The organism is Atopobium fossor DSM 15642 (genome assembly GCF_000483125.1).
In the GTDB taxonomy this organism is placed as follows: Bacteria; Actinomycetota; Coriobacteriia; order Coriobacteriales; family Atopobiaceae; genus Atopobium; species Atopobium fossor.
On record NZ_AXXR01000003.1, the window covers coordinates 333,000 to 345,315 of the forward strand.

10 protein-coding genes and 1 pseudogene are annotated in these 12,316 nt (G+C 46.6%); 4 read left to right on the forward strand and 7 right to left on the reverse strand.

What is annotated here, in order from left to right; genetic code table 11:
• The 7 genes from G469_RS0101610 to G469_RS0101640 all read right to left on the reverse strand — a co-directional run bounded on the left by G469_RS0101610 (position 1) and on the right by G469_RS0101640 (position 8,415).
• Complete coding sequence (locus G469_RS0101610) at positions 1-1,521, reverse strand: polysaccharide deacetylase family protein (RefSeq protein WP_028263559.1); 1,521 nt, start codon at positions 1,519-1,521, stop codon at positions 1-3.
• A 62-nt stretch (positions 1,522-1,583) separates the two neighbouring features.
• Positions 1,584-2,567 (reverse strand): PRC-barrel domain-containing protein, encoded by a 984-nt coding sequence (locus tag G469_RS08830; protein ID WP_051353685.1) that lies wholly within the window; start codon positions 2,565-2,567, stop codon positions 1,584-1,586.
• 141 nt (positions 2,568-2,708) lie between these two features.
• Complete coding sequence (locus G469_RS0101620) at positions 2,709-3,182, reverse strand: YtxH domain-containing protein (protein ID WP_028263560.1); 474 nt, start codon at positions 3,180-3,182, stop codon at positions 2,709-2,711.
• A gap of 131 nt (positions 3,183-3,313) precedes the next feature.
• A complete protein-coding gene (locus G469_RS08835; protein ID WP_051353686.1) occupies positions 3,314-3,943 on the reverse strand; it encodes a cyanophycin synthetase family protein in 630 nt (209 codons plus the stop codon).
• Positions 3,944-3,971: 28 nt separating this feature from the next.
• Positions 3,972-4,601 carry a hypothetical protein gene (locus G469_RS08840; RefSeq protein WP_156908388.1) on the reverse strand — a complete coding sequence of 210 codons (630 nt, stop codon included), beginning with the start codon at positions 4,599-4,601 and terminating at the stop codon, positions 3,972-3,974.
• A gap of 230 nt (positions 4,602-4,831) precedes the next feature.
• Positions 4,832-6,163, reverse strand: a complete 1,332-nt coding sequence (locus G469_RS0101635) for a hemolysin family protein (protein ID WP_028263561.1) — start codon at positions 6,161-6,163, stop codon at positions 4,832-4,834.
• Between the two features lie 191 nt (positions 6,164-6,354).
• Positions 6,355-8,415, reverse strand: a complete 2,061-nt coding sequence (locus G469_RS0101640; protein WP_035425223.1) for an elongation factor G — start codon at positions 8,413-8,415, stop codon at positions 6,355-6,357.
• 255 nt (positions 8,416-8,670) lie between these two features.
• Between G469_RS0101640 and rlmD the strand changes: the two genes are divergently transcribed.
• From rlmD to G469_RS0101660, 4 genes and pseudogenes are all read left to right on the forward strand, one after another.
• Positions 8,671-9,861, forward strand: a complete 1,191-nt coding sequence (rlmD, locus tag G469_RS0101645) for a 23S rRNA (uracil(1939)-C(5))-methyltransferase RlmD (protein WP_028263563.1) — start codon at positions 8,671-8,673, stop codon at positions 9,859-9,861.
• Between the two features lie 5 nt (positions 9,862-9,866).
• Positions 9,867-10,376, forward strand: a complete 510-nt coding sequence (locus G469_RS0101650; RefSeq protein WP_028263564.1) for a GNAT family N-acetyltransferase — start codon at positions 9,867-9,869, stop codon at positions 10,374-10,376.
• Between the two features lie 106 nt (positions 10,377-10,482).
• Positions 10,483-10,857, forward strand: coding sequence for a fluoride efflux transporter CrcB (gene crcB / locus G469_RS0101655; RefSeq protein WP_028263565.1), 375 nt, complete (start codon positions 10,483-10,485; stop codon positions 10,855-10,857).
• Positions 10,858-10,945: 88 nt separating this feature from the next.
• Positions 10,946-12,316 (forward strand): annotated as a pseudogene (locus G469_RS0101660) (L,D-transpeptidase); the annotation flags it as partial.

A 12,316-nucleotide genomic window follows, 5' to 3' on the forward strand; every position in this document is an offset into this window, starting at 1 on the left:
TTAACCAAGCTCTGTAGGCCAAATAGCATCCTCGGGCATCTTGGCCTTACCAGTCAAGATATCCTCAGGCACATCACCATCTGCCTTCATAAGGTCAGTAACGGTTACAAAGGTATACCCCTGGTCATGAAGCTTATCAATAATCTGAGGGAGGGCTTCCAAATCCTGCTCTCGGGGACCGCCGCCATCATGCATCAAAATGATGTAACCCGGTTGGATGCCGTTAACAGAATTGGCCACAATCTTATCCACACCAGGACGCGACCAATCAAGTGAATCTTGGTTCCACAAAATAGAGGCACTCATTTTACCCTGAGTTACTGCCCAGGTTTTCTCGGTAAACGCACCGTAAGGTGGACGAACCATGGTGGTTTCTACGCCCGTAGCCTTTTTGATGGACTCATAGCTGGTATCTAACTCAGACTGAACGCGCTCGGCGGAATCTTTGGTAAGCACGTCATGATGATACGTGTGACTCATGATCTCATGACCTGCATCAATAATCTTCTTAGAGATTTCTGGCATCTCGTCCACGTTCTGGCCAAGATTAAAGAAGGTTGCAACCGCTCCATGATCTTTCAAAATCTGGAGATACCGTTCTGTATAAACGCTGGGGCCGTCGTCAAAGGTAATAGAGATAAGCTTTTTGCCATCCTTAGGCTGCAAATTACGTGTCTTAAGCACGCAATCCTGACCTTTTTGCGTTACTTCGCCATCGGCAGTCTCGCCAGAAGTTTTTCCTGTACGGATTTCCTTTTTCTCTACCTTACCCCACTGAGAAACATAGGTAACAGCACCCCATGTACCATCCATTGTGAGCTTAGGCTGCGTCTCTACTGTCTCGACGGAGTACTCTTCCATGATGTCCCCACCATTACCAATGGTGATGTTTTCTCCGCCATGGATTTTATAGTTGTTGCCATCATCAAAGGACAGGTCTTTATCGTCAATCTTAACCGAGTAAGCATAACCCTTGCCCTCGGTAATAACGTTGCCGGAAACGCTCGTAAGATTACCCGCTGTCACGCTAATCTTTTCTTTGGAAAGAATTTCACTCATGGGAGTATTTACGTTGTAGGTACGACGAGCTCCGTTAATAACAATCTCAACGGGACGGAAAATGTTCCAGCCAATGGGTAAGGCCGCAGCTATAGCAGCAAGACCGCCCAGCATAATAAAGTCGCGGCGTGTCATGCCACGCTTGGGCTTTTTGCTGCCCGTCATGGGACGTTTAGCAGAAACAAAGCCTTTATCGGCAGTTACAAAGCCAACACGATCGCGCTTAATCTTGCTGTTAGAGCTTTGTGCTTGCAAGTACGGATTTTTAGAAGCAGAACTCTTCTGTACAGCAGCTGCATAAGAGGCATCGCCACGAGTAGTCGAGAAACGCGGTGTACTTGGACGAGACGTATCAGAACCTGCAGTACCGGGATTTGCATGTGCAGAACTGCGGTATGAAGAATCATGCATAGATGAATCGTTGCGAGAATGCGGTGTGTAATGTGCACCAGAGCGTGCCATGTGCCCTCCGAGATTTTTTATAACTTCGTTTGAAAAGCAGTTACTCTAAAGTATATAACGGTTTACTTACTACTCTTATCAAATTCTTCCTTAAACGCAGCAAACATACCGCGAGTTTTTGAAAGGTTACGTCCTAAGGCGCGAGCGGCTTTGGCTGTAGCATCATCCGATGAAGTTTTTTCCTTTGTTCTCACAGATTTTGTAGAAGAAGTTTTTGCAGCTTGCGATGTTGTTTCTTGAGAAGTTTTTGTAGCTACGCTACATTGACCATCCACAATCTTTGCATCTGTATCAGGCGAAGAAATTTTGACTTCTTGTGCCTCAATCTCGGTTACCTCTGGATCAAGCTGTGTAGCTTCGGTGACAGCACGCCTAGCCTTACCCAATGCACGACCAAAAGAATAGGAGCCTTTCTCTAAAGCTTTGTCCGCAGCCTTTGCAACTTTTTTACCAGCCTTAGCTCCTGCAACTTGAGCAGCACCTACAGCTTCACCGGCTTTGGCAGCAAATCCTCCCGAGAAATCCTGAGTTGCTACACCATCTGCCACAATCATAGTCTGGTTACGATGACCTTGTAGAGCACTTGCGGGAACGTATATAGCGCCAATCAAAGCCTTTGCAGTACCACCGTTGGAAATCTTGAAGGTTTCTACCATCCCTGTGGCGGTATTGAAATCAAAATCTACTACATATCCAAGACGCTTGCCACTAGTGGTTATTACGTCCATGCCCGCCCACATGATGCAAGTATTCCAGTCAAAACCCAAGCGCTTAATCGCAGCTGAACCTATGCCAGTCTTCTTATTGGTGCAATAAATACCGTCGTCACAGGTATCAAAAGCGTCAAATGCTAAAAAGACATCCTCCCGTTTGATCATGCCCACCACATCGGGGCGCTTAACCATAAAGCCAATAATTTTCTTACCATTGGGTGCAAAAACCACCTGATGTACTTTACCTATACGTTTAAGTGCCAGTTCATCTGCGTTTTTGTTTGGTTTTGTCGTAAAGACTTTGATGTTTTGCACTTTGGAAAGAGAGAGCATATAAACCTCGCAGCTGCATTCTAACAATCGTGACATGTTGTGTTGGTACCCTATGTCTGATGACCTGATGCTATATAAATCAAGGCTCCACCCACAAGGTAGAGCCTTAGGTTATAACACGTTGCTGTACTGTATAAAGGACTAGGCGTCTACCTCGCTTGATGCGTTGGATGTATCCTCATCAACAATCTCTACCTGAGCTTCCACATCTACAGGTTCCTTAACAGCATTGGCAGAAACCTCAGTAACTACCGCGTCTACCTGGCTTGTAATATTAGAAATTGCATCCTGTGCCTGAACAGAGGCAACAGCAACAGCATCAGACAAAGAACTACGAACCTGATCCATGCGCTCACGAGCTGCGTCTACCTTAGCACGAAGCTCATCTGTTGTAGCATCTACAACAGGACGAATGTGAGCAACCTTCTCGGCAGTGTTTTGGCTCGTTACCTCATACGCATCTTTAGCATTATCCCAAGCATCGTTCATGACATCGGCTGCCATAGCACGACTTTCTGCACCAGAACGAGGAGCAAGCATCAAACCGGTTACGGCACCTACGGCTGCGCCAAAGACCGTACCCAGCACAAATCCAAATCCACTCTTCTTGCTCATCTTACGTCCTTCCCATACAGCCAGCACACGCTGGCAATACATGCTTGGTTATGCGCTTAAGTATACCAGTGTGGAATGTACTTAAGGTGTACGTACAGCACGTTTTCTTTGCTGGTAATTATTGGTAAGAACTACTCGCCATCAACCGTGTTGCTTGCAATAGCGGTAGCATCATCAGTGCTGGTAGTAATGTCAGAAGCACTGTTAGCAGTAACATTTTTGGAATCTGTTTGGTTAAGAAGCTCTGCGTCCTCGCTGCTGTTATTGCCCGACTCAGAAGCATCATCCAAAGATTTCACAAGCATAGTAAGGCCTTCAACAATGGCATCAATACCCGGCTCGGGATTGCCTCCGCCCGTATAAGCCCACTGCAAAATCCAAGCAGCACTTGACAGTGCACCGGCAACTAACGCATCGTCTGGGCAGTCCAAGGTAATATCAAAAGTACGGGTATCTACGCTGGTAATAGGCGTTGTACGACCCGTAGAAATAGTACCGCCCAAACCAGTGCGAGCAATAAGTTCTACCGAGATATGCTCGAACAAATGGGCAACCTCAGTAGCATGCAATGCATCCCTAAATGTCTTACCGGCATCGCCAAAGCAAGCATGATCGCAAATTTGTGGCATCAGATTGTAAACGCGTGTAGTACCCTCAAGATCCTCGTTTGTAAACAAGGGAGCTTCTTCATCAACACGAATACGAGCTGTTAAATAGCGAGGTCCAACGGTTACTTTTTGAATTTCGATTATTTGGCCCATCGAGCAAGCCTCCCTGTGCTTGTTGTGCTTAGAGGAAACGGTAGCTAACCGTCCTTACGCCCCAGCCATCAGTAGAACTGGCACCAAGGGCGCGCCACACGCCACCGGCCAAGTCAAGATCACGTCCCAAAGGAGCAAATCCGCCTGTATCGGTAACGGTTGCAGTAACGGTGGTTCCATTGTAGTAAATTTCTACCTTCTTACCGATAAGATCACGCCTAGAAACAGGTACTGCCACGGTCATGCTGTACTCGGTAAGTTCTACGCCAGAAGCAGTTGCAGTTCCGCCGGTATTATCGGCAATGGTATAGGCAGAGGCCAAGCCACTCTTCCATCCCTGATCCTGGTTAACAATTACCCCACCATCCTGGATAACAGCGCCAGGCTTAATATTTGTCTCGGTAGGACCAAGTTTATGAACCTGATATGTCAAATGCTCATGCGCATCCAACAGAGAATCCACCGCAGATTCCGCAGGAGAAGCGCTGGCCTTAATTTTATGAAAATCGTTACTAGAGGCAACTTCAGATGTGCTGTCTCCAACACCGATTGCTCGAACGTCTGCAGCAAATGCTAGCGTGTTGCCCAGCTGCATCATCACAACTGTTGCAGCCAAACCCAGCAACCACATACGTACCTTGTTAGAACTCCTAAACAAACTAAATCCTTTATCCGTCGCAGCAACAGTAGTACTATCGCGCTGCCGCGATATTTGAGGCGTTGTTTAATTGGGGTTGATTTATGCCTCGCCGACAAGAGCTAGGGTGTGTTTGGTTTGCGCTCCGCCGGACCGTATTTATGTGTGTAAAAATTTTACCCGTTCATACTACCAATATGATGTGAAATCTGTTTGAAGGAACGTGTACCTGCGCAAATACCGTTTATCAATTAGTGAACGGTATCAGATTCTCCGTCAAGAGCACAGCTGGTAAAAGCAGGTGTAGGAGCACTTACCCGCACCTTTGCAATACGACGTCCACGTACAGAAACAACTTTAAAAGTCCATCCATCTACCATGAGTTTCTCGCCAGAATTAGGTACAGAATCCGCCTGATCCAATACATAGCCCGCGATGGTTTCATATTCACCTGAGTCCGATAAGGGCCAGCCAAGCTCTATAGCATCATCAATAGGGTAACGACCATCTACCAGCCATTCTGTGTCAGAAAGCTGCGTTAAATACTTATTGTCTGGATCAAACTCATCTTCAATTTCGCCCACAACTTCCTCTACAATGTCCTCCACTGTAACCACGCCAGCCGTGCCACCGTATTCGTCAACAACAATAACCATCTGTGCATGATTGGCACGCATTTGAGACAACAGTGGAATGATGTCTTTAGTATCGGGAACAAAATCGGCCTTGCGTACGTACCGAGCAACGGGGTACTCGATTTTCTCGCCAGACAAAATGACTTCGATAAGGTCTTTGATGTGCGCAATGCCAATAACACGATCCACTTCGTCATGATACACAGGAATGCGCGAGAAGCCCGTGGTACGCATGATGTCCAACACTTCTTTGCAGGACAACGTATCTTCCACGGCTGTCATGTCCACGCGCGGCACCATGACCTCGCGAGCAATGGTATCTCCTAGGCTAATGACCTCATGAATCATTGATTTTTCTTCTTCGGAAAGCTCGTCGGTATCCGTTACAAGGTATTTAATCTCGTCTTCGGAAACTGCCTGACGATCAGACGTTGCTTTAAGATGAAGCAAGCGCGCCGCTCCATCTGCGCTGGCGGATGTAAGCCACACTAAAGGACGGGCAAGGGTCGAGAATGTTGTAAGTGGACCAGCCACAGACTCTGCGATGCGCTCTGCATCACTCAAGGCCATACGCTTAGGAATGAGCTCTCCCACTACAATGGAAAAATATGAGATGAGCAGGGTAATTATGACAGGCGCTGCAAACTCTGCCATCGATGTAGCAAGGCCCAAAGAAACCATCCAAGCCGCAAAGGGCGCAGACAAACTTGTAGCTGCAAATGCAGACGATGCAAAACCAACCAGAGTAATAGCTACCTGGATTGCTGCCAAAAATGAGTCGGGGTTCTCGACAGCTTCCGCTGCTACTGCCGCGCGGGCATCTCCCGCTGACGCTTCATGCTCAAGAAGCGCACGTTTTGCTGTAGATAAAGCCATTTCGGCCATGGAAAAATAACCATTTACCAGGGTTAGAAGTACCGTAACAACAATTGATATAACTATGTCCATGCGAAAAGTCGCATCCTCCAAAAACGTTAGCGCTTATGCGCCAGCGAACAAGATATGAGTATTTTAACAGCTTTACCTGCACTACTTTGTGCGCGACCTTAAACACGGCTCGTTATACAAAAAATGGCTGCACCTATCTACTCAAGCGCAGCCATTTATACCCTACTTACCAAATGTTATTGCAGCTAGACCTATTTAGTACCCGCAGCACGCTTTGCAGCATACTCGGCTGCCAAACGCTCCTGAACATCATGGGGAACCTGTTCATAACCAGAAATCTCTAAATTAAACTCACCAGTGCCACGGGAAAGTGAGCGTAGACGAGTTGCATAGTCTGACACTTCTGCTAAAGGCACGGTAGCAATAATGCAAGTCAGGCCCTTATCGGTTACTTCCATACCCTCAACGCGACCACGACTGGCAGAAATATCACCCATTACGGAGCCAGCATAGCTTTCTGGAATAGAGACTTCCATATGTGCCATGGGCTCAAGCAGAACAGGTTCTGCCTGTTCAACAGCCTTATTAAACGCAAGGCGTGCCGCTGTTTTAAAGGCCATTTCGTTGGAATCCACTGGGTGATACGAGCCTTCGTATACTGCAACTTTTATGTCAATCATGGGATATCCTGCCAGGACACCTTCGGTCATGGTTTCCTGAACGCCCTTATCAATAGCTGGAATAAAGCCACGAGGAATGTGACCACCCACCACTTCATCCATAAACTCATAGCCAGCCAGTGGGTTAGGCTCTACGCGCAACCAGCAGTCTCCATACTGTCCAGCGCCACCAGTCTGCTTCTTGTGACGACCCTGTGCAGACGATGTACGACGAATCGTCTCACGATAAGGAATACGCAGGGCAACGGTGTGAGCGGTAAGTCCTGTACGGTCTTCCAGGCGTTCGAGCAAAACAGAAACCTGAGCCTCACCAATAGCGGAAATGACTGTCTGACCGGTTTCTTCATCGTGAGAAACACTCATAGTTGGGTCTGCATCACAGCTCTTCTCCAAGAAAGTGAAGAGTTTATCTTCTGTACCGCGCTTATCGGGCTCGATAGCAATTTTGTACAGGGAGTTGGGGAAGCGGAACGCAGCAGCTTCTACCTTGCCCGTTACCGACAGGGTATCTCCTGTCATGGCATCAAGTTTAGGAACAACTACAATATCGCCAGCACCTACAGCCTCAATGTCCGTTGTTTCATGACCGCACATCAAATAAAGATGCGTAAGGCGTTCTGTCTTGCGTGTGCGGGCATTAATAAGCTCTGTACCAGCTGTGACCGTACCGGCCAGCACCTTAATGAAGGACAAACGACCAGATTGTGTATCATTCAAAGACTTAAAGACAAAGACTACCGGACGGTCATCACCAGGATCAATGTTAAGAGCCTCACCGTTTACCAAGGGCACAGGGCCATAGTCCTCAGGTGTGGGGAAATATTCAACCACGTTATTCATGAATGAAATAACGCCCTCTTCGCGCACGCACGATCCCGTAAATACAGGAACAAAAATACGCTCTACGATGGCCTTATGCAGCAAGCTTTCCAACTCGCCTTGCGTAAGCTGACCGCCATCCAAATATTTAAGCATGAGCTCGTCATCTGCCTCGGCAACCAAATCGCAAAGTGAATCACGTGCGGCTTGAGCCATGCCTGCATATGCTTCTGGAATAGGTTGCTCACATGGCTTGCCATCCACCAATTTACGAGCAACCATATGTACAACATCAATGACACCTTCAAAGGTTTCGCCATAACCCCAGGGTAGCGTTACGGCACCTAAGCGATTGCCAAAATGCTCTTGCAAATCAAGAAGAACGTCATAAAAGTCCTTCTCGGTCTTATCAAAACGGTTTACAAAAATCGCACGCGACAAGGACAAATCCTCTGCCGCATACCACAAGCGCGTGGTGGTAGTTTGTGCACCCTCTGTGGCATCTACCATAAACAAAGCAGTTTCGCAGACGCTCATCGCTGCATAGGCGTCACCAATAAAATCGGGGTAGCAGGGTGCATCTAAGATATTAATGCGTGTATTTTTCCACATAATAGGGGCAGTAGCTGTGGAAATAGAAAAGGAGCGGCGCTCTTCTTGCTCGTCGTAATCTAGCGTGGGTTTGGTACCCGCATGGCCACCCAACCTTGAAGTCTTGCCCGAAAGATGCAGCATCGCTTCGGCCAGCATGGTTTTACCCACGCCGCCTTGGCCTACCAAAACCACGTTCCTTACTTTGTCTAGTTGTGACATGATAGCCTCCTCGCACGAATATGCTCGAGCCTTACGGCCGCAGCACAGCCAGGAGGTGGACCCGCATGACTGTGTGGCGAGCCTCTTTGTTTAACTTTACACGCAAAACGGTAGCTTACCAACATGTATCGGGAGACGGGCTTTTTAAGACTGTGACAGGTTAATGCTTACAATTTTTGTTTGCTGTTCATACAACGACAGTCCACAACAAGGTATTATCAAAATACATTTGCATTTTGCACGCTGGAGGATTATATGGGATACCGCACGTATACTTGCCCCATTGCGCGTCAATGTGGTGGATGCGAGTGGCTTTCTGTGCCCTACCCCATCCAGCTAAAGCGCAAGCAAGAAGCTATAGCACAGTTGTTTGGTGATCTTGCACAGGCAGACGGCTGTGAAATCTCTACCATTGTGGGCATGGATGAGCCGCGGGCTTATCGCTATAAAGCAGCAACACCTTTTGCTCCTGGCACACGAGGTCGTATCCGGAGCGGGTTTTTTGCCCAAGGGACGCACCGCATTGTACCCTGCGCAGAATGTCTGGTAGAAGAACTCTCTTTGCGTCCCATACTCAACTCTGTTGCACGAGTAGCAGAACGGGTAGGGGTAAGCGCTTATCATGAGGATAAGGGTTCTGGCTTGCTGCGTCATGCCATAGTAAGAAAAGCGATGGTAGGTGGAGAAATTCTGCTCACCATTGTTACCAACGGGAACCATATCCCTCAAGAATTACGTTTTGTAGACGGAATCTTGTCTGCTCATCCAGAGATTACAACCATTGTGCAAAACGTAAACACGCGGCGAACAAACGCTATGTTGGGCAGTCGCAATAACGTTTTATATGGCAAGGGCATCATTCATGACAGCTTACTAGGTTGTACTTTTGAGTTAGGTGCTACCTCGTTTTATCAGACTAATCCCAGCCAAACCGAGAAGCTCTATGCACTTGCTATTAAAAGTGCTCAACTAGAGCCTGGCATGCGTTTGCTGGATGCCTACTGCGGTACCGGCACCATTGGTCTATGTGCTGCACATAGCTGCAAAGATCTACAGCTAGTTGGCGTAGAACGCGGTGAAGAGGCTATTGTTAATGCTAAGCGCAATGCTCGTGCTAATCATTTAGAGCAAGCAGCGCGTTTTGTACGTGCGGATGCTACCGAGTACCTTGCTGGTAGCAAACGTTCCAATAAGATGCACTCAAGTGCTTACTACGACGTTATTATGCTTGATCCTCCGCGCGCTGGCTCTACACCAGAGTTTTTATCGGCTGCCAGCGCTTGCAATCCTAAGCGCATTGTTTATATTTCCTGCAATCCGCAAACGCAAGCTCGTGATCTGTGGTTCTTACGCCAAAAGGGCTGGAAGCTTGATTCTTTGACCCCCGTAGACATGTTCCCACATACCAAGCATGTGGAGACGGTCGTGTCGATGTCAAAGGAATAACAATCATGATTGACATAACCATCAGAGAAGCAAAACCGGAAGATGCAGAGAAGATTATTGAATACATCAAAAAAATTGGTGCAGAGACCAATAATCTTAGCTACGGTGCAGAAGGCTCCGGCATGACCGTAGAACAAGAACAGAGCTTTTTAAGGACCATGCAAGATGATAAACAAAGTATTTTTCTGTGCGCCTGGAAAGATACTGAGTTGGTTGGCACTGCAAATTTACATGCACTACCTCGAAGAATGTCACATAGAGCTAACTTGGGTATTACGGTTCGTAAAAGTGAATGGAATAACAAAATTGGATCAAAGCTTCTACAAAAAATTATTATGCATGCTAAAAATAACGGGTTAGAGTTTATTAATTTAGAGGTCCGTAGCGATAACATGGCGGCTATTCACTTATATACAAAATTTGGCTTTAAGAAGACAGGCGTAATACCAGCTTTTTTTAAAATTGGATTTGACTATATAAACTTTGATGTAATGAGTTTGGATCTGCGATATTAACAATATCACCCATAAAAAGATATTCTCACTTAGGCTTTGCCTATAAAAATATCCTACCCTATCAATACAACATCTAAAAACACTGCGAACATATCGAGAAACTCAGATGACCTGGCAAAAACTTCTTGTAGTAGCTCTAGGCGGCGCGCTGGGCGCAAGCTTACGCTACCTTATTTCAAGTGCACCATTCCCAACTCTAATAAGCATCCCTTTGGGTACATTGGCGGTCAACATGCTAGGTGGTTTTGCCATAGGTTTTATTATGGGATTGGCTCCTAAAACTGGTATGGATGATACTGCCCGCACCTTTCTTACTACAGGAATCATGGGTGGTCTCACTACTTTCTCGACCTTTAGCAATGAAACCTATACCTTGTTTGCCGAAGGTTCGTTTATGTTGGGCGGAGTAAATATAATAGCCAATTTAGCAGGTGCTTTGTGTGCATGCTGGATTGGTCACACGCTAGTGCATATGTTTTAATCACTAAATACTCCTGCCAAGGGCTTATCACGCTACAATCTTTTTAACAAAATAATTTATCTCTTAACGCTTAAAATAAAGTGAAAACATGCTCGTTCCTCAGAAATGGACGCATGCCATGAAAAGAGTTGCTTTACCTAAACGTTGTTTTGTGTCTTTTGTTGTAAGTCTTGTTGTTGTGGTTAGCGTGACTTGCTTTGGAGTGCCTGTATCTGCATGGGCACAAGAGCCAGAACAAGGATCTGTTGGTGAGCAGCAAGCCTTAGAGACACAAGCAGTCTCAGATGAGCAAGAAGTTTCAGAACAACAAGACGTTGTAGCTTCTTCAAACACTGTTTCTGAACCTCAAACAGAGCTATCTGTCCCACAACAAGAGTCCCAAAAACAACCAGTTCTTGTGGGCTGGCAAGAACAAGATGGAAAGCTGTTTTATTACAACCAAGATGGTACTGCTCATACCGGGTGGCTTTATATCAACAATCACTGGTACTGGGCAGATCCTGCCACTGCACAAATAGCAAAAGGGTGGCGTTTTATTAACAACGTATGGTATTGGTTTTCTTACCAAGACGCTACCATGGCAGATGCTCGAAGCAATGCTGGAGGCACATGGTGTGACTTTGCTTCTTCTGGAGCCTGGATTGGATATGCATCTGGTTGGGACTTTTCAGATGGAGCTTGGTACTGGCTTGAAAATGGCACAAGGTGCTCGGGCTGGAAGTATATACACAACACTTGGTATTGGATGGATGCTAAAGGCGTTTGCATACAAGACCAAGTTCGTGAAATCAATGGTAAAAAATATGCTTTTGATACCTCTGGTGCAATGGGACAAAACGGTTGGTGTGTTGCCGAAGGGTCTTGGTGTCTAGCAACTGAGTCTGGTGCTCTTAAAAGTGGCTGGCAAAAGCTCAAAGGTATTTGGTACTGGTTAGACCCAGGCAATTGTAAGATGCGCACAGGCTGGGTTGATTTAAATGATGCAAGCTATTTTTTGGAAGACTCAGGTGCAATGGCTGCTTCATGTTGGAGACAAAAAGGCAAACAACTGTGCTGGCTTGATGGCTCTGGTCGTATGACAATCATGCGAGAAGGAAATCAGGTACGTTTTGCTAATGGTCTTGCCGAAGGCGTTCTTCCTCCAGACGGACTTACCAAGTTTGGAGATGGTTGGTTTTATCTGGTAAATGGCACCATTCAATATGGCGCTCATACCATTAATGGCAAAACTCACCTTTTTGATACAACAACAGGTAAAGCTATTTGTGGTTGGCAGTACTCACAAGATAGCAACTATTACTATTACTCAGAGCAAGGCGTGTTGTGCACAGGCTGGGTGCAAGATAAAGGCGCTTGGTACTACTTAAATTCCAACGGCCAAATGCTTACAGGCTGGCAGCAAGTTGGTGGTAAGTGGTACTACCTCAATCCTAGTAGTGGAAGGATGCATACGGGGTGG